The organism is Taibaiella koreensis (assembly GCF_003545715.1).
Lineage (GTDB): Bacteria > Bacteroidota > Bacteroidia > Chitinophagales > Chitinophagaceae > Taibaiella > Taibaiella koreensis.
In genome coordinates this window covers 1-22,563 of the sequence record NZ_QVNU01000007.1, presented here as the reverse complement: position 1 = coordinate 22,563, position 22,563 = coordinate 1, and the positions used below count along the sequence as shown (strand labels likewise).

The following is a 22,563-nucleotide window of genomic DNA, read 5'->3' as shown; positions in this document are numbered from 1 at the left end:
ACAATTGCATCATCATCATTTTCATACCGGCACTCAGCCAGGTGGAAATGATTTGGTGTAATCCCAACCATATTTCTGAAACCCGTCTGAGCACATCAGGCGGGTTTTTCTTTTGCCCTCTCCCACCCGATTTGCCCAGGCACATTTTTATCTTTCATGTGCACATTAAAGCTGGCCATACAAAAGAACGGCCGACTGAGCGAGCAATCCCTCGAATTGCTCAAGACCTGCGGTATCCGGCTTGCCAATGGCGACCGTAAGCTAAGAGCAACCGCAACCAATTTTCCATTGGAAGTACTCTTCCTCCGCGACGATGATATTCCGCAATACGTAGAGCAAGGCGTAGCCGATATCGGTATCCTGGGAGAGAATGAGGTACTGGAAAAGGCGCGGAACGTGGCAACGCTGGACCGGCTGAGCTTCGCGGCCTGCAGGCTTTCGCTGGCCATTCCCCGCGAGGAAAGCTATACCGGTCTGCGTTATTTCAACAATAAAAGGATCGCGACCAGCTATCCCCGTATCCTGGGCGCTTTTTTAAAAGAACAGCAAATCGTTGCCGAGATAGAAGAGATCGGTGGCAGTGTGGAAATAGCACCGGGCATAGGCCTTGCCGATGGTATCTGCGACATTGTGAGCACCGGCAGCACGCTGCTGATGAACGGCCTCAAAGAAGTGGAAACCATACTACGAAGCGAAGCCGTGCTGATCGCTACGCCTGGCATCGGTCCCGGACCGGCAGCCATACTGGAGCAGCTCCGTTTCCGCATTCGGGCCGTACACAATGCGGCAACGCACAAATACATATTGCTCAATGCACCCGATGCAGCGCTGGCGGAGATCAGCACGCTTATTCCCGGCATGAAAAGCCCAACCATATTGCCTTTGGCACGCGAAGGCTGGAGCAGCATCCACTCTGTTGTACGGGAAGATATATTCTGGGAAGTGACGGGCCAACTAAAAAAAGCCGGCGCCGAGGGCATCCTGGTGATCCCTATAGAAAAAATGATCCTTTAACCTGCTAACATCATCTCTTTATGCAGAAAATACGCTACCCGCTCCTATCGGCATGGCCAACATTGGCACAGCGTCCCGCAGCACCTGTAACCGATATCCTTCCCCTGGTCAACCGTATCTTTGACGATATACGGCGCGATGGTGATGAAGCCTTGGTACGATACTGTAGGCAATACGACGGGAACGACCGGCCGGTGCAACGTCTAAGCCATCAGGCAATCGCTGCGGCGGCAGACAAGCTAGAAGAACCATTGAAACTGGCGATACAGCTGGCTGCCGGCAATATCACGCAGTTCCACGCAGCACAGCGGCAGGAACCCTTGTCCGTGGTTACCATGCCCGGTGTCAGCTGCCGCCTGGAAAGCCGGCCCATCGACACAGTGGGCTTGTATATACCGGGCGGTTCGGCGCCACTCTTCTCTACGGTGCTAATGCTGGGTATTCCGGCGCGCCTGGCCGGCTGCCGGGAAGTAGTGCTATGCACACCTTCGGATAACAACGGCGCTATTGATCTGGCCATCCTTTATGCCGCAGACCTGGTGGGCATTCGCACCATCTTTGGTATCGGCGGTATACAGGCTATCGGCGCTATGTCTATCGGTACAGATGCCGTACCTAAGGTGGACAAGCTTTTCGGACCGGGAAATGCTTATGTAACAGCAGCCAAACAAGTAGCGCAGCTCAACGGGACGGCCATCGATATGCCGGCCGGTCCAAGCGAAGTGCTGGTGATCGCCGGCAACGGCTGTAATCCTGCTTTCATTACCGCCGACCTGCTGTCACAAGCCGAGCATGGTCCCGACAGCCAGGTGCTGCTGCTATCTGACGACGAAGATACGATCGACAATGTATTGGCGGCATTAGAGCAGCAGCTGCAAGCCTTGCCCAGAGCGGATATTGCGCGGCAGGCTTTGCAGCACAGCAAAGCGATATTGCTGGAAAGCCTTAAAGCCTGCCTGGACTTCAGCAATCATTATGCCCCCGAGCACCTGATACTTGCCATGGACAATGCCCCGGCTTATACCGATCAGGTGCAGCATGCCGGCTCTGTATTTCTGGGACCCTACAGTTGCGAAAGTGCAGGCGATTACGCGAGCGGCACCAATCATACCTTACCGACCAACGGATATGCCCGGAGCTATAGCGGCGTATCGCTGGATGCTTTTCTCAGGAAGATCAGCTTCCAGGAAATCAGCGCAGAAGGATTACGCCGGCTGGGTCCGGCTATCGAGCTGATGGCCGAAGCAGAACAATTATATGCACACAAACAAGCTGTAACCATTAGATTAAAATCTTTATAACGATGCGTTCCCTACAACAACTGATACGGAGCAATGTGCTGGACTTCCAGCCTTATACGAGCGCACGCTCTGAATATAAAGGCGGGAGCAACATCCGGCTCGATGCTAATGAAAATCCCTGGGGTACCTTTAACCGTTATCCCGACCCGGAACAGCTGCAACTGAAACAGGCGCTGGCGCGACACAAGCAGGTGGACCTCGCCAATATTTTCATCGGCAATGGCAGCGATGAGATGATCGACCTGGCCTTTCGCATCTTTTGTCGTCCCGGGCAGGACAAGGCCCTGATCTTTACGCCTACCTATGGTATGTATGAGGTCAGCGCCCGCTTGAATGATGTAGCAGTGGTAAGATTGCCCTTAACCAAAGACTTCCAGATCGATGCGGAAGCCTACCGGGAAGCCCTGGCAGATAAAGATCTGAAGCTGGCTTTCCTCTGTTCGCCCAACAATCCTACCGGCAACTGTCTCGATGCGCTGACGTTGGTGCTGGACACCTTCGATGGCATTGTTATCGTCGACGAGGCCTATATCGACTTCGCAGGCAGGGATTCCCTGCTGGAACAGCTGGACCGGTACCCCCACCTCATCGTACTGCAGACCTTAAGCAAGGCATGGGGGCTGGCAGGCGCCCGGATCGGGGCCGGCTATGCTTCTGCAGCGATCATCAACCTTTTCCATAGGGTAAAGCCCCCTTACAACGTGAGTACCCTGAACCAGGAAGCAGCTTTGGAAGCCCTGTCCGATACGGCAACTTTCGAGCAGCGTAAAGCGATGATCCTTGATCAGCGGCGATGGCTGGAAGCAGCGCTGCGACGACTTCCTATGGTGAAAAAGGTCTACCCTTCCGATGCCAATTTCCTGCTGGTGGAAATGACGGAGGCGGAGCAGGTGTACGCCCACCTTGCCGCACAGGGCCTGATCGTACGTAACCGCCATAGCCAGGCGCCCGGTTGCCTCCGGATCACTGTGGGAAGCCCCTCGGAGAACGCACAGCTTGTCGGCGCCCTGCAGCAAATGGTTTTATTCTATTAAAAAATGATTGACATGAAAAAAGTACTGTTTATCGATCGCGACGGCACCTTAGTCATAGAGCCGCCCGATTTCCAGGTCGACAGCCTGGAGAAGCTGGTCTTTTATCCCGGCGTTTTCCGGTTCCTTTCCCGCATTGCCGCCGAGCTCGACTACGAGCTGGTGATGGTAAGCAACCAGGATGGTCTGGGCACGCCATCTTTCCCAGAAGAAACCTTCTGGCCGGTACAACGCAAAATACTGACCACATTGGAAAACGAGGGTATCATCTTCAATGAGATTCTTATCGACCGCTCCTTTCCAGAAGACGGATCGCCGGGCCGCAAACCCGGGACCGCTATGCTGACCCACTATCTCAAAGGTCCTTACAACATAGCTGAGTCTTATGTGATCGGCGACCGGCTGACCGATATCCAGCTGGCGCAGAACCTGGGCTGTAAAGCTATTTACCTGGGGGAAAAGCAGCAGGAGACAGCCGCACTATCAACCCCGTCCTGGGCCGACATCTACGCTTACCTGAAGCAACAGCCGCGCTGTGCCAAGGTGAAACGCCGGACCAGCGAAACCGATATCCTGGTACGGCTTAACCTCGACGGATCCGGCAAAAGCGCGATCGGTACCGGCCTGGGTTTCCTGGATCATATGCTGGCGCAAATCGCACGCCATGGCGGCTTCGACCTGGAGGTTCAGGCCAAAGGAGACCTGCAGGTAGATGAGCACCATACGATGGAAGATGTGGCGATCGTGCTGGGCAGCGCCTTCCGTGAAGCCCTTGGCAGTAAGAAAGGCATCGAACGTTACGCTTTCCTGCTCCCTATGGACGATTGCCTGGCACAGGTGGCCCTCGACCTGGGTGGCCGGTCCTGGCTGGTATGGGATGCCCATTTCCGTAGGGAAAAAATAGGTGATGTACCGACCGAGATGTTCTCCCATTTCTTCCGGTCCTTCTGCGATCATGCCGCCTGTAACCTTAACATCAAAGCTGAAGGCGACAATGAACATCACAAAATTGAGTCCATATTCAAAGCGTTTGCTCGCGTGTTGCAAGCAGCGATACACAGGAACGACAGTTATCTTATCCCCAGCACAAAAGGCAGCTTATGATCGCTATCGTAGAATACAATGCCGGCAATATCCGCTCGGTGATCAATGCGCTGGAACGGCTTGGCCGCGAAGCTATAGCAACCGACGATGAGGCGCTGATCAGGCAGGCGGAGAAGGTGATTCTGCCTGGTGTGGGTGAAGCGGCCTCCGCTATGCAATATCTCCGGGAGAAAGGACTGGACCGGCTGCTCCCCACGCTGGAACAGCCTGTGCTCGGTATCTGCCTCGGCCTGCAATTGATGTGCCGCTTTTCGGAAGAGGGCACGACAACAGGCATGAGCATTTTCGATACGGTAGTCAGGCGTTTTCCACCCGGTGCCAGGGTGCCTCATATGGGCTGGAACAACCTGCAGCAGCAGGAAGGTCCATTGTTTGCCGGTGTCGATGCTGAAGCCGACGTTTACTTTGTGCACAGCTATTACGCGGCCTGCTGTGCCGATACAATAGCGGTCTGCGATTACCAATTGTCTTTCAGTGCCGCCTTGCAAAAAAATAATTTTTATGCGGCCCAGTTCCATCCCGAAAAATCGGCCGGCGCCGGTGCAGCAATCCTTAAAAATTTCCTGAGCTTATGATCCTCATTCCTGCACTTGATATCATGGATGGGCGTTGTGTACGTCTTTCCCAGGGCGACTATGCCCTGCAAAAAATCTATTCTGCCGATCCGCTTGAGGTGGCAAAGTCCTTCGAGGCGCATGGCCTTACACGACTCCATCTCGTCGACCTGGATGGCGCCCGTTCCCGACATGCGGTCAACTACAAAGTGCTGGAACAGATCACGCGGCATACTCACCTGGCAGTTGATTTCAGCGGTGGTCTCAAAACCGCTGAAGCGCTGCGTATGGCGTTCGATTGCGGCGCCGCGTATGTAGTGATCGGCAGCATGGCCGCGGAAGCCCCGGAGCGCTTTTTGGAATGGCTGTCGACTTATGGCCCGGAACGCGTGTGGCTCAGTGCCGACTGTCGCCAACGCAAGATAGCCACGCAAGGCTGGCTTACAACGACCGATACCGATGTGGTTGACTTCCTTTCTGCTTACAGCAAGCAAGGTGTTCAAACAGCCATCTGCACCGACATCGGTAAGGATGGTATGCTGGAAGGTCCGTCCACCGGCCTTTATGAAGAGATCATCAATCAGGCCGGCCTGGCGCTCATCGCCAGCGGCGGCATCGCAAGTCTTGCCGACCTGGCGGTGCTAAAGGCAGCAGGCTGTGCCGGAGCGATCATTGGCAAAGCCCTGTATGAAGGGAACATTACTTTAAAAGAACTGGAATCGCTATGCTGAAAAAAAGGATCATTCCCTGCCTCGATATCCGCGATGGCAGGACGGTGAAAGGAATACATTTTGAACAGCTGCGCGATGCCGGCGATCCGGTTGCCCTGGCCCGCCAATATGCAGCAGAAGGCGCCGACGAGCTGGTCTTTCTCGATATTACCGCTACGGTAGAAAAAAGGAAGACTTTATGCGCGCTGGTAAGCCGTGTTGCCAAAGCAATTCATATTCCGTTTACCGTAGGCGGCGGCATCAACTCTGTGGCCGATGCCATACAGCTGATACAATCGGGGGCCGATAAGATCAGTGTCAATACCGCTGCTGTACAGCGGCCAGGACTCATCGGAGAGCTGGCCGCAAGGCTGGGCAGCCAATGTGTAGTAGTGGCCATCGATACCCGTATAAACGCAGGGCAGCAATGTGTCTTTACACACGGCGGACGCCAGGCGACATCCCTATTCACGACGGCGTGGGCCAGGCAGGCTGCAGCTTATGGCGCCGGCGAAATACTGCTTACGGCTATGGGTAAAGACGGCACCGGCAGCGGCTTCGACCTGACTACCATACAGGAAGTATGCCAGGCCGTGTCCCTGCCGGTGATTGCTTCCGGCGGTGCAGGATGTCCGGACGATTTCAAAACCCTTTTCGAGACAACCGAAGCAACGGCTGCTCTTGCCGCCGGCGTATTCCATTTTGGCAAACTTCGCCTGCCGGAGCTTAAAGCTTATTTAAAAACCGCTCAAATTCCCATAAGATGACAATCGACTTTGACAAGGCCGGAGGGCTGGTGCCGGCAATCATACAGCACTATTATACCCTGGAAGTATTGATGCTCGGCTATATGAACGCCAGCGCGCTCGAACAAACCCGCAGGGAAGGCAAGATAACCTTCTATAGCCGCAGCCGTCAGGAATTATGGACCAAAGGCGCGACCTCCGGTAATGAAATGAGGGTGGTGGATATCTGTAAAGACTGCGACAACGATGCGTTACTCATCCGCGTTGAACCCCTGGGCCCGGCCTGCCATACGGGCGCCCGCTCCTGCTTTGGCACGGAAAGCGCCAGGGGATTTCTCTACCAGCTTGAAGCCACGATCAGCAGCCGCATTGCCGGCGATGATCCCGCCTCCTACACCGGTAACCTGTACCGGCAAGGGATCAATAAAATGGCGCAAAAAGTGGGTGAAGAAGCAGTAGAATTAGTAATCGAAGCTAAAGATGATAACGGGGAGCGGTTCTGCAACGAGGCGGCAGACCTGCTCTTTCACTTCCTGCTGCTGCTGCAGGCCAAAGGGCAAAAACTTGAGCGCATTGAAGAAGTGTTGCAGCAACGCAGCACGAAGTCCGGCAGGGAATAAACTGCGACTAAGATCCGGTAAGGGCGACGCATAGTGGAATAAATTTTTCTACTCATTGAGAGGGGTATGGTATCTTTACGGCCGTATTAAATTTACAGGACGTACATGAGCGATCTACACTCGTTTTTTGCAGCAAAACACTTTGCTGAACTCCCTCAGAATGATGCCCGGCACGCTTTACAGATCGGGAAACGCATTTTACCCATTACCGAATACAATAGTGACTGGAGCGAAGCCGATATTGTGCTGGTCGGTTGCGGCGAACAAAGGGGCACAGGCCTTGATGCCCCCTGGAGCCACAGTCCCGACGCCATACGGGAAGAATTGTACCGTATGTATGATTGGCATACTTCGGTAAAGGTGGCCGACATGGGCAATATCAGGGAAGGCGCTACGCCCGGCGATACCCGTGCGGCCTTGCGCACCGTGCTCCAGGAAATAGAAGAAGCGGGTAAGATAGCAGTAGTGATCGGCGGCTCACACGACCTTACGCTCCAGCAATATGATGTGTTCAAAAAGCTGGGTAAGACCATCAACGCTGCGGTGATCGACATGCTGATCGACCTTGAGGAGACGGAAGGCATCAGTGATGAAGGTTTCCTGATGAATATGCTCACCGAACAGCCCAATTTTGTGCGCCACTTCAGCCATATGGGTTTTCAGAGCTATTACGTCAACCCCAATATGCTGGAAACGCTGGATAAGTTACGCTTCGACTGCTTTCGCCTGGGCCGGGTAAGGGAAGACATGGAAGAGATGGAACCGGTATTGCGGGACTGCAATTTGCTAAGCATTGATATGAATGCCGTACGACTCTGCGATGCGCCTTTTCTGAAGAACGGCTCTCCCAACGGCTTTTTCGGCGATGAGATGTGCCAGCTGGCGCGATATGCAGGTATGAGTGGCCGTCTGTCCTCTCTCGGGATATACGGCTACCAGGCGGAATGGGACAGGAGCAAACAAGGTGCTAAACTAATCGCACAGATGCTATGGTATTTTGTGGACGGCTACCTGGTACGCAGGAATGAAGCCGTGCTCAACAACCGGGAAGAATTTATTGAGTATCATGTGGCGTTCTCCGGTAATGATGCGCTCTTCCTGAAGAGTAAAAAGACCAATCGCTGGTGGATGCAGCTACCTGAAGGCACTTTCACGCCCTGTAGCTATAACGATTATCTTACTGCAGGCAATAACGAAATCCCCGAGCGCTGGTTCCGGGAGCAGGAACGCATCGTATAAAACACCTCGCTATAGCTGTCTTTGGGACAAACTCGAGGACCGGAGAGGATTTGTTTCTTATATCGGCGCGGCCAAATAACTTTATAGCATAAAAAATACCAGGCTTATGGGTAAGCCTGGTATTTTTTGTATGACCTATGTGCTGATGAAAAAAAGTCTGCAATGGTACTACCACATTAAAAGCAGGGAATGAGGCCCTTACCTGTCTTAAAGAACTAAAAGAAAAAGACGTATGAAAATCTGGCACAATATTTGATGTACATAGATTATCTTTTCATAGTACGCGGTTATTGGTTTAAAGAATGTCCTCTATTCCTGGAGGACATTCGTTTTTCACCCCGGTTTCTATGATTTAGCTTTGCTCATAGCCTGCTCGCATTTGCTTATTTTATCCAATATCGACTTTCGTTCGGCTTCCGTTGCAATCACCTTGGTCAGGGCCATCCGATAGGCGGCTATTGCCTGCTGATAGCTCTTTTGCCCCAGGTAAATGTCGCCGGTAAGCCGGTATGCATCGTAATATTCGGGATTGTTTGGCGCCAGTTGCCCTACATCGGTCTTCAGGTGATCCAGCCAACTCATCTTTGCCTGTCTAAATTGAAGGAAATGCGCGTAGGTAGGGGTAGCCAGGAAGGGGTCCGGGGCAATGTTCAGGCCGGTATCGGCAATTTCCTCATCCCCGGCGAGGCCTTTCATCGCAAATACTTTCCGCAGGTCATAACATACATAGGCGCCCATCTGCCAGGGCGAAGTGCTTACCCACATACGCAGGCTATCGGGCATAAAGATCACGGAATGATGCGCGACGAACTGGTTAACGGCCTTTTCATTACCCACACCGATGTCGGCATCGTTGAGCCCCTTATAGTCGCGCAGAATGGCAGCGACTTTGGCAGGGTTAAGCGGATAGCTCTTTTGCAGCAGCTCCTGCAGCCGCTGATAACGGTATACAGAGGCGCTGCCGGCCATTTGCTCCCGGTTGAGCTCCTGTCCTTTCAGCACGTCACTCTGATAATGATTGGCGCATTCGATATTGTCGGTATGCGGATCATAAACGCCTAGCGTATCCGGCGTCTTTTCGATCACGACCGACCGGTGATCGGCTGCGGAACCGATCAGGAAGCTTTCACTCACAAACATTTTACGGCGGCGGGCGATCGCTATCGCTTCCTGTATATTGCCGGCATATTGCAACACTTCCCTTGCCACCAGCGATACCGGTGTTGCAGCCCCATGTGGAATCGACGACCTGGCCGCATTGATCGTTACCGTAAGGCCTTTATCATTCATCCCGGATACGACACCGATAAAGCCGCCCCAGGTAACGAACGCGAACTTGTGCCCTTTATCGGGCGCCACAAAAGAGACGATCTTGTTTTTGGCAAATTCGTCGCCAACCCAGAAATCGAAATTCCGGCCCAGGATCATGGCGCCGCTCTCCGTTTTGGTATCCCAGGCGCCGAACGAGGTACAACCCACCAGCATCAGGTTTTGCAGGGCATGACCGATATCGTGGGCAGCATGATAATTTAATTGCCTGGAGTAGTTGCTGCCGATCCACTGAAAGCTGTCGGATGCAGCCCGGGAAATACCGTAGATCTCTTCTTTATACTCATCGGTTACATGCGCCGGAAGATCCCGGTTCATAAACCCTATAATGTATTTCAGGAACTTCAGGTACGAAGGCGAAGGGATCATTTTGCGGATCTGGTGGGTAAAGGCCATTTCCTGTGACACGATCAATTCGCGCGAGAGCTTGCCATTGATCACGCCGCGCTCGTAAGGCTTTCCGGAAGTATACATTTCGAACAAACCATAGCGACTTTTCCGCAACCAGTTATCGCCGAGTGTATAGGCCGTGCTGTCCAGCGGCTGCCGCTGTAACTGTTCCACTTGCCTGTCAGCAACGGCTGGTGGCTTGAATTCCGACACCTTCCAGACGTAGATACCGAAAAGGAGCAACAGCACGACGAAAATGCCCAGGAACCAGGCTAAACTTTTGAGAATCTTTTTCAGGATACGCATGGGGATGCAAAGATAAGCAGGAGAAAAGGAAGAATAACCGCTGTTTGACAGGGAAAACAAGGGTTTAACGATCATTCCAGGGACGCTGCCTCAAGGATAACATATATAACAAGACAGGCTGCCGTAGGGCAGCCTGTCTTGTTATATATGCACAATCTTTCCGATCAGATGGTCATGATCTCTTTTTCCTTGTCTTTACAATGTTGGTCAACCAGGGCAATGTGTTTATCGGTAATGCCCTGGATGCTGGCTTCGGCTTGCTTACCCTCGTCTTCGCTCAGGCCATCCTTCTGCAGCTTTTTGATCTGCTCAATCATATCGCGGCGGATGCTGCGCACCGATATTTTACCCTGCTCTCCTTCTGCATTCACCTTTTTTACCAGCTCTTTACGACGCTCCTCTGTGAGGGGCGGCAGGAACAGGCGAATCACCTGTCCATCGTTTTGAGGCGTTACGCCCAGATTGGCCTGCATGATCGCGCGCTCTATAGGTGCGATCATCGGCTTTTCCCAAGGTTGCAGGGACAAGGTACGGGCATCGGTCACGGTAATATTGGCGACCTGGTTCAGCGGCGTGGGGTTACCATAATAGTCGACCATAATGCCGTCGACCATTTGCGGATTGGCCTTACCCGCCCTGATCCTGATCAGCTCATTTTCCAGGTGGCTGATCGCCTTCTTCATCAGATTACTTGTATTCTGTATGATATTATCTGCTTGTTCTGACATATGTAGATCAATTTTTCAAGGGTAGCAAAAGTAGCAAACCCGATGGCAAATGCCAAATTTTATGATGTAAATGCTTCCGGATTGCCTTCGCCAGACCTCCACCGGGCATGCAGCATACGCTCCCTGCCCTGCATATCTTTCCGCAATACCGTATGCCAGCCCAGTGCTTCATAATACTGTCTGGTCGCCTCTGCATGGTCCATATGCAGCTCCAGGAATACGGAACCTCCCGGGCGCAGCTTCAGTGCAGCAAAGGCAGCTATGGCTTTGTAAAATTGCAGGGGATCGTGGTCGGTAACAAATAAAGCCAGGTGCGGCTCATAATCCAGCACATGAGCAGCCATACTTTCCTGCTCGGGCAATGTAATATACGGCGGGTTGCTGACGATAATATCTGTACCCGGCCATTGATCCCAGCTTTCCCGCTGCAGAATATCGGCCTGCAGCCATTCCAGGGATAGCCCCAGGGCGCCGGCATTGTGCCCGGCGACGGCAAGCGCTCCTTCCGACAGATCGGCGGCATATACTGTTGCACTATCGAGGTGTTTTTTCAACGCCAGGGCCAGGCAGCCGCTTCCGGCCCCGATATCGACTGCGGTGACGCCCGGTTTTTCGTTCCATTCTTTTATGATCCAGTCGGCCAGCTCCTCGGTCTCGGGCCTGGGGATCAGCACGCGCTCATCGACAAAGAGCTTCATGTCGAGGAAATAGCATTCACCCAGCACATATTGTACGGGACGCTGCGTCATTAGCGACCGGCTGTATGCCTCCAGCTGTTGCTGCTGCTCCGGGTTTAGCATTGCTCCCGGCTGCGCCAGCCAGGCACTGCGCCGATAACCGGTAACTGCCTCGATCACCCATCCGGCGATGTTTGCTGATTCGGATTCATCGTATATGGTTGTCAATTGCTGCGTTAATTGCCGGAAAGCGGCTTCGGTTTCAAGGCTCACAGTGTACCGGCTTTCATTTTTTCAAGCGTCTCTTTCATGGACGCAACCGCATCTTCCGGCATGTCTTTCATGCTGGCAACAGCCTCCGCCTCAAGCGTGATTGCCTTTTCCTTATCGCCGCTCAGGTACAAGAGGTTGGCATGCGTATCGGCAAGCATGGGCCAGCTCTCGCTGTCTTTACCCGCCAGGGCCATGGCTTTATCCGACCATTTCGCGGCCATGGCCACGGCAGCAGGATCATCTTTTTTCCTTTCTACTACCTTCCAGGCCGATTCATTCAGGGCTTCTGCAGCACCAAGGGTTGCCGAGCGGCGCATGTCCGGGTGTTGTGCCAGGGTAGCTTCGATGGAAGCATCATATTTTTCATCGGGCACTTTCATCGCCTTCAACTGGTAGATCAGACCGTCAATGGTACGCTTCAGCTCTGCTTTGTCATACTCAGCATAGGTACCCGAAGGCAGCTCCAGCAAGTAATTGGCTTCATCGATGGCAGCTTCCCAGGCCCGTTGTCCATTGCCCGTCTTCCCAAAATATTCTTTGTAAAAATAATGCATGCCCGAAAGCCCCCCTGCGCTTATGTCATAGCGCCGCATACCTTCGTCAATCAGCTTCAACAGATTTTCGTCTTTGGTTTCAATAGCACGGCTCAACGTATTGTAGGCCAGTCGTGGACCGAAGTAATAAAAATAATCTGTCATATCGGGATACAAGGCGCTCACCTTTTCTTTATTGGCATAGATCACCGGTACCGCTTTGTTGTCGAGCGTCTGGGTATATTCAGTCAGAAATTTCAGGGTCTCATCATCCGGTTGAGCCGGCACAAACTGCGCTACGTAAATGTCGAGGCCCTTATCTCCGTTATGATCGAGGCGCTTGGCTTTGGCCAGGTATGCTACCAGGAATGCTTTGTCCTTTTTGCCTTTAGCCAGCTGCGCCTCATAATCGGCCCATTTCATCGGGTCCTTTTGTTCCAGCAAAGCCGTTTCGGCGCGACCAAGGAACTCGTCCATCTCGCAGGCCCCCATTACCCGGTATACCACGTTTTGTGTATTGGGATCGATATACAAATTGGTCGGGTAACCTTCTACTTTATATTGCTTTGCCAGATCGATGCCTTCTCCCTTCTCTGCATCGATTTTATAATTGACAAAAGTGGCATTGTACTTATTACCGGCAGCTTCGGCCGGAAAAATATTCTTGGCCATGATCTTACAAGGACCACACCAGGTGGTATAGATATCCATGTAGATGAGCTTCTTCTCTTTTTTCGCTTTGGCAAGCACCTCTTTCCAGGAGCCGGTCTCGAAGCGGATACCCTGAGCCTGCGCACAAAGGACGACAAAGCTGCATAAAAGCAGCAAACCGATCTTTTTCATCCGTATTATTTTTTGCTGCTAAGATACTCGAATTCGGGCTGTATTGCTATGAATTCAAAAATTAACCAGTCGTCTTCCCAAAACACGGTGCATTCGATTAAATTTGCACATTGCGATTAGCTATGCTACAAAAATTATACATCCGTAACTATGTGATCATAGATGAGCTGGAGATCCGGTTCGATCAGCACCTGAATGTGATCACGGGAGAGACCGGCGCCGGGAAATCGATTATCCTGGGTGCGCTATCCCTGATCCTGGGCGACCGTGCCGACACTTCGGTGCTCATCAACAGGGAAGAAAAGAGCGTTGTAGAAGCCACCTTTCATACGGAGCACAATACTTATTTCAACGGCCTGCTACAGCGGGAGGAACTGGATATAGAACCGCTCACCCTCATCAGGAGAGAGATCAGCGCTACGGGCAAAAGCCGCGCCTTTATTAACGACACACCGGTAACACTGACCCAGCTCAACGAACTAACATCGGCCCTGGTAGACCTTCACCGACAATTTGATAACAGGGCTCTCGAAGAGCATACCTTCCTGTACGAAGTGATCGACGCCGTTGCGGAGAACCAAACCCTGCTCGCCGATTACCGGTCGCAATACAGCCGCTACAAGCAACTGCAGGGCGAATACCGCCGGCTATCGGACAGCCTGGCCCAATGGCAGAAGGAAGCGGATTACAAGCAATTCCTGTTTGATGAGCTGGAGCAGGCTTCTTTCAAAGAGGAAGAGATCGAAGCTGCCGAGCAGCAGCTAAAGCAATTGAGCCATGCCGAGCAGATCAGTTCGGTATTGCAGGCGGTTTATGGTGCACTGGAAGAAGGTGAACAGCCGCTGAACAATGAGCTGAAACGCCTGAGGCAGCAGCTTCAATCGATCACCGCCGTGCAGATAGGCGCAGAAGGCCTTGCTCAACGCATGGAAAGCGCCATCCTGGAATTGAAAGACATCGCGGAAGAGCTGGACAACATGCAACGCGGCATAGATCTTGATCCCGGACAATTGCAGACCTTGCAGGAGCGACTGGACCTGGGCTATCGCCTGCAGAAGAAGCATGGGGTACAAACAACTGCGGAACTGATCGCCATTCATCAGCAGCTCTCTTCCGAATTGCAGGAACAGAACAATGCCGGCCAGGCGCTGCAGGACCTGCAGGAACAAATAGCACAGGCGACCGCAACATTGACCCGCCTGGCGGCACAGCTTCATAAAAAACGACAGGCAACGGCGCCGGGCTTCGCCGGGAAAGTAAACGAGCTGCTGGCATTGGTGGGTATGCCCAACGCCCTGCTAAAAATAGAAGTGCAACCTTCGGAATCCTTGCAGGAGTATGGCAGCGATCAGGTGAGTTTTCTTTTCGATGCCAACAAAAGCGGCAAATTCAGTCCTGTACAGAAAGCGGCATCCGGCGGGGAAATGAGCCGTATCATGCTTTGCATCAAAGCGTTTACCGCCAAAGCGCTTGCATTGCCTACACTTATTTTTGATGAGGTCGATGCCGGCATTTCCGGTGAAGCCGCTAAGCAGGTAGGCTTGCTGCTGCGCTCGCTCAGCGATTACCACCAGGTACTCTGCATTACGCACCAGCCACAAGTAGCCGGCAAAGGCACACAGCATTATTATGTATACAAGACCACGACCGAACAGGGACAGGTCAAAACACGCATCCGCCTGCTCAACAACGATGAGCGCATCAGGGCCATCGCGCAAATGATCGGTGGTGAGCAGCCATCCGAAGCGGCCATAGAAAACGCCCGTGAGCTGGTAGGATAAAAATATTCCATGCAACACAAGGCCCCGGGGACCAGCTTCCACGGGGCCTTTTTCACGATCACAACAGCCTCATATAAACGTTATCAGATACAAACACATTCCGTTTGCGCCGGATTCTGGCGCGTGGCGCAAATGGTCCCGTTGGGCAATTGCTGCGTCTGGCAATTGGGTGTTTGGGTAATGCCGCAAGCCACAGTGCCGCCAGGCTCGGTACACCAGCAGCTGCCGGCGCCGGTAATGGGACAGTTGATATTGGTTGCCGGTACACAGGTCGCGCCGCCGCAGGCATTGGTCAGCGTAGGCGCCCCGCCAATCACAAGCCCGGCCTGGTTACCATTAAGGGCCGATACTACTTGCTTGTTCAGCATCAGCTTCCGCTGAAAGTCGATCTTTTTCTTTTTCATCGTTTTGGTGTGTTGTTTGGTAAATGAATGCGCCACCAAAATTGCCGGGTTCTACTGAAAATTATTTTCAGTGGTTTTCTGTAACAGATCTTAACGGGCAAAAACAGCGGCTGCCTAAAATGGTTTCAAGCCTGTCACATCGAGCAGTTCGAATTGTAAACAGGCTTGAAACGTAATTTTCAGGCGGCCTCTGTTACACAGTAAAGCCAAGGTACTAAGTCCGGGCCTGAACCAGCCCGGTGTTGTCACCGGGCCCCGCTGTGTATTAGTTACAGTTACCTCCCGGTCCTACCAGTGTATTGCAAACCGGCACGTAGGAGTAGCGTACACAGCAGGCGCAGCCCGGCGCGGCAGAGTTTTCGGTTTGGTTGCGGGTGGGACCGCCAGGACACCATTCCTGTCCTACGGAGATCGGTCCGCCACCGTTGATGCGTGCCTGGTGATCTTCGGTCAGGAGCGAGATCGTGTCCTTATTCAGGTTCAGCTTCTGCAATGTGATTTTTTTCTTTTTCATACATCGACGTTTTAGGTAATCAAAGTTCCTGCCCCACACTGAAAAAAAATTTCAGTGTCTTTACCTATATTATCGCGATGACGGCCCGCTGTGCAGAAGGGATCAAAACCGGCCACCCTGTAAAGAGCGGCCCGTTTTACCATAAAATATATTCTGGTCATCCCCGGGGGGTTAGAACACCACGCGGGCAAAGCCAATACTGTTGCGGCGTAGCACAGGGATCAATAGCTCCCTGGTGTCTGTTTGCTTACCCGAACGGGGCAGCCAGTCGGCGCCGGCCGACCGGCCCGGATTCATTTTTTTCAGCTGAAGACTACCCGATATATCAACGGCGGCCAGGTTAAGCGTGGATTTGCTGGTCGAAAAATCGTTGTAGAGGAATACCAGGCTGGCGCCCGAATTGAGCATAGCATAGGAAGAAAACAGTCCGTCGTCTTCCTGCGAGTATTGCTCCTTGCGAATGAAGTTCTGCCATTTGCGCTCACCGTTTATATCATAGTCCAGCACCATAATGTCGCCATAATGATACTCCCTTGTCGACGAAGTGGGATAGCCGTTGTTGTACCAGGAGTAATAGCCGCCGTAGCCCGGTCCGTAAATAGAAGTACGTGTGGTAATATAGTAGCTCTCGCCTACCAGGATAAATCCGCCGTCGTTCTTAACGATAAGGTCGCGCACCACGAAGTCGTTAAATGCTTTTTTCTTATTGCGGTCATCCGTGGCATTGCGCAGCTGATCGTCGAAAGGGATCTTCTTAAACACGCTGAAGGTATCGCTGGCCCTGTCAAACATAGCATAAACGATTCCATCAAGATTGCCCGATTTTCTTCCGGCAAAGAAAGCGCCTATATAAATCTGATCCTTGTTGTCGTCGGCACGCATAAACAATCCTGACAAGTAATCGGTGCCGAGGGGCAATGCTATATCCCTGAATTGTGCGCCGTCGGGCGCCAGGCGGAAGAGCCAGGCGTCGCCGCTGAGGCTACGTTCGTCCGAACCGTTGAAGCCGGAGAGATACAAGCTACCGTCATTGGCCAGTAAGGACTGCCCCAGGCTGAAATCGTCCTGGGAAGTGATAAAAGGATGCCCCTTAGCCAACACATTAAGAGCATTGTCGAGGAGTATGGTGCTGAATTCCTGGCGGCCGTTCTTTCTTTTACCCAATCTGAACACGACGAGCTTGCTCTTATCGCCACTCATTGCTGAGGAATAGTACTGCCTGTCGGCAGACAGCCAGCCCATTTTCACCGAATCCAGGGCTATCGGCTTTTGCAGCATGCGCGCTCTGCTGTCCAGCTTCGCCGCATACTGCACCACCTGGCTGCTTTGTACCGCCTGGTACAGCACGATGATCTGGTCGTCGGTGGTATAAAAGCGGGTCGCATATATTTTCTGCGGGAAAAAATCCAGCGCTATAGTCGCCAGCAGGCGCATAGAATCATTGTAGGCATCGAGATAATAACCCTCCTTCGATGCGCGATAGGTGTACAAACGGTCGCCCGACCAGCCCACAACGTTGAAATCGCTGTTCTGGAAGGTGAATTTTTGTTCCCGGGAATAAAAAATATCCTGTGCGCTGGCCGGTCCGAAGGAAAACCCCAGCAGCAATACCATGCTGAAAATTATGTTTCTCATCTTATAGCAAAGTTACGTTCCATACAACAAGTTAGACATAAATTCAGGCAACAAAAAATATAATTAACCGCTGCTTATGAAAGCCTTGCAATCCTACCGGTCACAAATTAACAGGCATAACAAAACAATATAGTTATATACATGTAATTATTTCGGAGAACCGATTTAGCCACCTAATTTTGTAAATAAATTGCTATGTCCCAACAAAATAAAAGGATCGTTATCCTTGGAGCGGGCTTTGCAGGATTGCAGCTGGCACGTCAGCTAGGCAATACTTCTTTCGATATTACCCTCATCGATCGTTACAATTACCACCAATTCCAACCCTTGTTCTACCAGGTCGCTACAGCACGTATCGAACCCAGCAGTATCTCATTTCCTTTAAGAAAGATATTCCAGGGTAAACGGAATATTCACGTTCGTGTTGCCGATGTGAAAGAGATCCGTACCGGGGAAAACAAGGTGGTAACCGATATCGGCGACTTTCCCTACGACCGGCTGGTGATCGCCACCGGTTGTACCACCAACTTTTTTGGCAACCAGGAGATCGCGGCAAAAGCTTTTCCTATGAAAAGCACCACGGAAGCCATGGCCCTGCGCAACCGTATCCTCATGAACTTTGAGGAGGCCTTACGCGCAGACGGCGAAGAGCTGGAAGCGATCCTGAACATTGTAGTAGTGGGCGGCGGCCCCACCGGCGTAGAGCTTTCCGGCGCCTTTGCCGAAATGAAACGCAATGTGCTGCCAAAAGACTACCCCGATATGGATTTCAGCCGGCTGCAGGTATACCTGCTTGAAGGCAGCCCTGCAACCCTGGGGCCCATGTCGAAGGCATCGCAACAAAAATCGCAGCAATACCTGGAGCAGTTGGGCGTACAGGTATGGACCAATTCCGTAGTAGAACGCTACGACGGCACTACCGTTTATCTTAAAGATGGCCGCAGCGTTAAAACACATAACCTGGTATGGGCAGCCGGCGTTACCGGGAATGTTCCCGACGGCCTGCCGCGGGAACTGGTACAACGGGGCAACCGCCTTAAGGTTGACCGGTACAACCAGGTTGATGGCTTTGACAATATTTATGCGCTAGGTGATATCGCGTATATGGAAACCCCCAAATATCCCAAAGGTCATCCGCAGGTAGCCAATGTGGCGATCAACCAGGCCAAGCTTCTGGGCAAAAATTTCAAAGCATCGCTCGCCGGAAAAAGCCGGAAGGAGTTTGAGTACAAAGACCCGGGTTCCATGGCTACTGTCGGTAAGCGCAAGGCAGTAGTCGATCTACCCCGCTTCAGCTTCCAGGGTCGGTTGGCCTGGTTTACCTGGATGTTCCTGCACCTGATGCTGATCCTCAGCGTCCGCAATAAATTGTTTATCTTCATCAATTGGGCCATCAGCTATTTCACCAACGACACTACGCTGCGCCTGATCCTGCTGCCAACGAAAAAGCAGGTGGAAATGGTGATGGAAACCGACGAAGCCGAACATACGTAGGAACAGCCTGAAACAGAAAGCGCGGGCAGTAACCTCTGCGGCGGAGAGAAGGCAACCCTGTTCTGCAACCGGCTTACGATTTTCTGTGCACTGGTATAGCCCGGCACAACCAAACAAAAATCAGATCTATGCTCATTCACCTGCATCCCGAAAACCCTCAGCCCCGCAACATCAAAGCGGTAGTAGATTGCCTGCGCGCCGGTGGGGTGATTATCTACCCTACCGATACCATTTACGGCATTGGCTGCGATATCTATAACCCGCAGGCCATCGAACGTATTTGCCGGATCAAGAATATTCAACCCAAGGATGCACACTTCTCTTTTATCTGCCGCGACCTGAGCCACCTCAGCGATTATGCCCGCAATATCGACACCCCTGTTTTCCGGCTGCTGAAGAAAGCGCTGCCCGGCCCTTATACCTTTATCCTTGAGGCCACGAGAGAGGTGCCGAAACTATTGAAGACCAAAAGAGATACCGTAGGCATCAGAGTGCCCGACCATATTATTTGCCAGACGATCGTACAGGAGCTGGATCACCCGATCATGAGCGCATCGCTGCCCATGGACAGCGATGTCGAATATTACACGGATCCGGAGATCATACACGATATCTTTGAAAAGCAGGTGGACATGGTGATCGACAGCGGCATAGGCAGTATGATGGCCTCTACGGTGATCGATTGCACAGGTCCGGAACCAGAGCTGATAAGAGAAGGCGCAGGACCCTGGGAAGGACTTTTGTAAGACGGCCGGCGCACTTCGCGAGGAAAACCCTGAGTCCGAAAATCAAGGTTTGGGTCTATTGTTTCCGGCTACAAGATGCTTGTAACTTGCAGGAAACAAACACCATTTTTTTATGAAAAAGGCAAAGTTGTGTATCCATAAGCTGGCGCTGGGAAAAGAAACCATAAGTGTGCTCCAGCAAAGGCTGACCACCGGCGGAGGTGGTCCCGGTCCATCCAACCAGACACTTTGTACCTGCGGTCCCAACAATTGCTTGTCGGCAACCGTGGGCACCTGTCCCAGCTATTGCGATTCCTGCTGGCAGACCTGCAATCATACGACCTGCCCGCAGTGGTGCCCCTAAGATGTAATAAAAAGCCGGAAAGGCTGTCTCTTACATTTGCGTAATGCAAACACAAGAGACAGCCTTTCTCTTACACAGTCGCTTCACTGATATACCGCATAATCACGCGCCAAAGATCGCCACGATCTTATAGCTGTCATCAAATACCACTTGCACCCTGGCGTTATTTACGGTTTTATAGGCCTGGTCTTTTATGCTGAAATAGGTAAAATCGACTGTATAAACGTAAGTATGCTCATCGATCTTACGGATATCTTTCAGGTCGTTCACGGCATTTTCCGTTATCGACCAGGAATGACGATAGCGGTTGGCCAGCTGGGCCTGACTGGGTGGCTGCAGGTCCCAGTAACGGTACATATTGGAAGAGAAGCAGGATAGTATTTCCCCGAGATTGCGGTGTTCTTCGGCCAGCAGGAAGGTTTTGATGGCCGCCACACCATCGCCTTGATCCACGCTGGCAGTGGAAGCCTCCGTCGTCAGCTCGAAATCGTTCTTGTAATTGGCCAGGGGCAGCTTTTCAATATTGATCGCGAAGAACAGGTTGTCTTCGATCACACCTTTGGTCGTAATGCCGATTACCTCGCCCTGATCGTTGAATAAGGCGCCGCCACTGCTGCCATGGGTTATATTGGCCGTATTCTGGATGACGCGGTTATCGTCTCTGAATGCAGATATGATCCCGTTGGAAAGGGTTTGCTCCAGGCCCCGTGGATTGGAGACGGTAAAGCATCCGGCCCCTATTTTAGGCAAGGCCGTGGCAATGGTTGCCGGTTGGAATTTTTGCGTTCCGCTGCCTATTTTGAAAAAGATATAGTCGTCGTCTTCGCTGAAGCGATAGATCTTGGTGATCGGGTATTTGCGGCCATCGGCATCGATAGCGTAGGCCCGCTTGCTGTTCTGGAACACATGGAAATTGCTGATAGCATCGCCTTCCTCGTTAATGATGATGCCGGAGCCCTGGCTTTGCTCCTCCTCGCCTTCGGCCATGATCATTACTACGGATTTGTGCACATGGTCAAACTTATCGGCGAGCGTCTCGTTAGCCTTGCTGCTGCTCTGGCGCAGCTCGCTCAGCTCTTTTCGCTGGGCTTCGAGCTCCTCCTGCATCTTTTTGCGATCTTTGTCTTCCGGGTTGCTGCAGGCCGCTAGCAACCACAATCCGGCGCAGCAGATAAGGGCCGGTAGGTAATTCCTGGTCTTCATATTTCGGCAATGATAAGGGTTCTATCGGGCGTAAAGATGCAAAAATATCAGGTAATTCAGACTATTTGCAGGAAGGTAATACGGACAAGCTAAAAGGAAAAGGCGATCAGTCCTCCAGCAGATCGGGCCGCCTCTGCTGTGTCCGTTCCAAAGCTTTCTCGTAACGCCAGGCATCGATGATCTTGGGATCGCCGCTCAAGAGCTCCTGCGGCACTTTCCAGCCCCTGAAATCGGCCGGTCGCGTATAAACAGGGGGCGCCAGCAGATCGTCCTGGAAAGAATCGAACAAAGCAGAAGTCTCGTCGCCGAGCACACCCGGTATCAGCCGGCCCACGGCGTCCACGACCACTGCTGCCGCCAGCTCGCCGCCACTCAGCACATAATCACCTATCGACAGCTCCAGGGTTACGAAGTGTTCTCTTATCCGTTCATCTATTCCCTTATAATGCCCGCAAAGGATCATCAGGTTCTCCTTCATCGACAGGCGGTTGGCGGTTTTTTGCTCAAACCTTTGCCCGTCGGGCGTCATAAAGATGATATCGTCGTAGCTACGCTCCGACTGCAGGCTTTCGATAGCCCTCACCAGGGGTTCTGGCATCATTACCATACCTGCCCCACCCCCAAACTGGTAGTCATCGACCTGGGCATGGGCATAGGGCGTATAATCGCGCAGGTTGTGAACCTGTATTTCCAGCAGCCCCTTTTGCTGCGCCCGTTTCATGATGGAGTGGGCAAAAGGACTTTCGAGCAAATGAGGTACAACAGTAATGATATCGATGCGCATTATGAGATGTTAGATATTAGACGTTAGATGTTAGATGTTAGACGTTAGACGTTAGATATGAGATGTTAGCGATTGTAAGTATTAGGTATTAAGTATTAGGTATTAGATATTAGGTATTAGGTATTAGGTATTAGGTATTGGGTATTAGGTATTAGGTATTAGGTATTAGGTATTAGGTATTAGGTATTAGGTATTAGGTATTAGGTATTAGGTATTAGGTATTAGGTATTAGGTATTAGGTATTAGGTATTAGGTATTAGG

The 22,563-nt window shown here is 52.1% G+C and carries 22 protein-coding genes; 13 read left to right on the top strand and 9 right to left on the bottom strand.

What is annotated here, in order from left to right; genetic code table 11:
• The first annotated feature begins 156 nt into the window (after positions 1-156).
• The 9 genes from hisG to DZK30_RS20290 all read left to right on the top strand — a co-directional run bounded on the left by hisG (position 157) and on the right by DZK30_RS20290 (position 8,319).
• Positions 157-1,014 carry an ATP phosphoribosyltransferase gene (gene hisG, locus DZK30_RS20330; protein ID WP_118976030.1) on the top strand — a complete coding sequence of 286 codons (858 nt, stop codon included), beginning with the start codon at positions 157-159 and terminating at the stop codon, positions 1,012-1,014.
• Between the two features lie 20 nt (positions 1,015-1,034).
• On the top strand, positions 1,035-2,315 hold the full coding sequence (gene hisD / locus DZK30_RS20325) for a histidinol dehydrogenase (protein WP_118976029.1): 1,281 nt from the start codon (positions 1,035-1,037) through the stop codon (positions 2,313-2,315).
• Between the two features lie 2 nt (positions 2,316-2,317).
• Entirely contained in the window at positions 2,318-3,349 is a 1,032-nt protein-coding gene (gene hisC / locus DZK30_RS20320) for a histidinol-phosphate transaminase (RefSeq protein WP_118976028.1), read from the top strand.
• 12 nt (positions 3,350-3,361) lie between these two features.
• Positions 3,362-4,450, top strand: a complete 1,089-nt coding sequence (hisB, locus tag DZK30_RS20315) for a bifunctional histidinol-phosphatase/imidazoleglycerol-phosphate dehydratase HisB (RefSeq protein ID WP_118976027.1) — start codon at positions 3,362-3,364, stop codon at positions 4,448-4,450.
• The gene (gene hisH / locus DZK30_RS20310; protein WP_118976026.1) at positions 4,447-5,025 is read left to right on the top strand and encodes an imidazole glycerol phosphate synthase subunit HisH; all 579 of its coding nucleotides are present in this window, start codon (positions 4,447-4,449) and stop codon (positions 5,023-5,025) included. The genes hisB and hisH overlap by 4 nt, the downstream gene beginning before the upstream one ends.
• Positions 5,022-5,735, top strand: coding sequence for a 1-(5-phosphoribosyl)-5-[(5-phosphoribosylamino)methylideneamino]imidazole-4-carboxamide isomerase (gene hisA / locus DZK30_RS20305; protein ID WP_118976025.1), 714 nt, complete (start codon positions 5,022-5,024; stop codon positions 5,733-5,735). Before hisH ends, hisA begins: the two co-directional genes overlap by 4 nt.
• Entirely contained in the window at positions 5,729-6,481 is a 753-nt protein-coding gene (hisF, locus tag DZK30_RS20300) for an imidazole glycerol phosphate synthase subunit HisF (protein ID WP_118976024.1), read from the top strand. The genes hisA and hisF overlap by 7 nt, the downstream gene beginning before the upstream one ends.
• The gene (hisIE, locus tag DZK30_RS20295) at positions 6,478-7,080 is read left to right on the top strand and encodes a bifunctional phosphoribosyl-AMP cyclohydrolase/phosphoribosyl-ATP diphosphatase HisIE (RefSeq protein ID WP_118976023.1); all 603 of its coding nucleotides are present in this window, start codon (positions 6,478-6,480) and stop codon (positions 7,078-7,080) included. Before hisF ends, hisIE begins: the two co-directional genes overlap by 4 nt.
• Before the next feature lie 105 nt (positions 7,081-7,185).
• Positions 7,186-8,319: a formimidoylglutamase gene (locus tag DZK30_RS20290; RefSeq protein WP_118976022.1), complete on the top strand. Its 1,134-nt coding sequence runs from the start codon at positions 7,186-7,188 to the stop codon at positions 8,317-8,319.
• 345 nt (positions 8,320-8,664) lie between these two features.
• On the opposite strand, the gene DZK30_RS20285 is transcribed toward DZK30_RS20290, so the two are convergent.
• The 4 genes from DZK30_RS20285 to DZK30_RS20270 form a co-directional block, all read right to left on the bottom strand.
• Positions 8,665-10,344, bottom strand: coding sequence for a C45 family peptidase (locus DZK30_RS20285; RefSeq protein ID WP_118976021.1), 1,680 nt, complete (start codon positions 10,342-10,344; stop codon positions 8,665-8,667).
• A 164-nt stretch (positions 10,345-10,508) separates the two neighbouring features.
• A complete protein-coding gene (gene frr, locus DZK30_RS20280; RefSeq protein ID WP_118976020.1) occupies positions 10,509-11,072 on the bottom strand; it encodes a ribosome recycling factor in 564 nt (187 codons plus the stop codon).
• 59 nt (positions 11,073-11,131) lie between these two features.
• Positions 11,132-12,022: a peptide chain release factor N(5)-glutamine methyltransferase gene (gene prmC, locus DZK30_RS20275; RefSeq protein WP_118976019.1), complete on the bottom strand. Its 891-nt coding sequence runs from the start codon at positions 12,020-12,022 to the stop codon at positions 11,132-11,134.
• Positions 12,019-13,398 carry a thioredoxin family protein gene (locus DZK30_RS20270; protein ID WP_118976018.1) on the bottom strand — a complete coding sequence of 460 codons (1,380 nt, stop codon included), beginning with the start codon at positions 13,396-13,398 and terminating at the stop codon, positions 12,019-12,021. Before DZK30_RS20270 ends, prmC begins: the two co-directional genes overlap by 4 nt.
• A gap of 122 nt (positions 13,399-13,520) precedes the next feature.
• Between DZK30_RS20270 and recN the strand changes: the two genes are divergently transcribed.
• Positions 13,521-15,179: a DNA repair protein RecN gene (gene recN, locus DZK30_RS20265; RefSeq protein WP_118976017.1), complete on the top strand. Its 1,659-nt coding sequence runs from the start codon at positions 13,521-13,523 to the stop codon at positions 15,177-15,179.
• An 83-nt stretch (positions 15,180-15,262) separates the two neighbouring features.
• Here the strand turns inward: recN and DZK30_RS20260 are convergent, their stop codons facing one another.
• From DZK30_RS20260 to DZK30_RS20250, 3 genes are all read right to left on the bottom strand, one after another.
• Complete coding sequence (locus DZK30_RS20260; protein WP_162903284.1) at positions 15,263-15,583, bottom strand: class I lanthipeptide; 321 nt, start codon at positions 15,581-15,583, stop codon at positions 15,263-15,265.
• Positions 15,584-15,848: 265 nt separating this feature from the next.
• Entirely contained in the window at positions 15,849-16,097 is a 249-nt protein-coding gene (locus tag DZK30_RS20255; RefSeq protein ID WP_118976015.1) for a class I lanthipeptide, read from the bottom strand.
• Between the two features lie 171 nt (positions 16,098-16,268).
• A complete protein-coding gene (locus DZK30_RS20250) occupies positions 16,269-17,732 on the bottom strand; it encodes a hypothetical protein (RefSeq protein WP_162903283.1) in 1,464 nt (487 codons plus the stop codon).
• Positions 17,733-17,927: 195 nt separating this feature from the next.
• Between DZK30_RS20250 and DZK30_RS20245 the strand changes: the two genes are divergently transcribed.
• The 3 genes from DZK30_RS20245 to DZK30_RS20235 all read left to right on the top strand — a co-directional run bounded on the left by DZK30_RS20245 (position 17,928) and on the right by DZK30_RS20235 (position 20,315).
• The gene (locus DZK30_RS20245; RefSeq protein ID WP_118976013.1) at positions 17,928-19,226 is read left to right on the top strand and encodes an NAD(P)/FAD-dependent oxidoreductase; all 1,299 of its coding nucleotides are present in this window, start codon (positions 17,928-17,930) and stop codon (positions 19,224-19,226) included.
• A gap of 128 nt (positions 19,227-19,354) precedes the next feature.
• A complete protein-coding gene (locus DZK30_RS20240) occupies positions 19,355-19,972 on the top strand; it encodes an L-threonylcarbamoyladenylate synthase (protein WP_118976012.1) in 618 nt (205 codons plus the stop codon).
• A gap of 112 nt (positions 19,973-20,084) precedes the next feature.
• A complete protein-coding gene (locus tag DZK30_RS20235) occupies positions 20,085-20,315 on the top strand; it encodes a hypothetical protein (protein WP_118976011.1) in 231 nt (76 codons plus the stop codon).
• A gap of 102 nt (positions 20,316-20,417) precedes the next feature.
• Here DZK30_RS20235 and DZK30_RS20230 read toward each other — a convergent pair whose 3' ends face one another.
• Entirely contained in the window at positions 20,418-21,518 is a 1,101-nt protein-coding gene (locus DZK30_RS20230; RefSeq protein WP_118976010.1) for a S1 family peptidase, read from the bottom strand.
• A gap of 106 nt (positions 21,519-21,624) precedes the next feature.
• On the bottom strand, positions 21,625-22,302 hold the full coding sequence (gene trmD, locus DZK30_RS20225) for a tRNA (guanosine(37)-N1)-methyltransferase TrmD (protein ID WP_118976009.1): 678 nt from the start codon (positions 22,300-22,302) through the stop codon (positions 21,625-21,627).
• Positions 22,303-22,563: the final 261 nt, after the last annotated feature.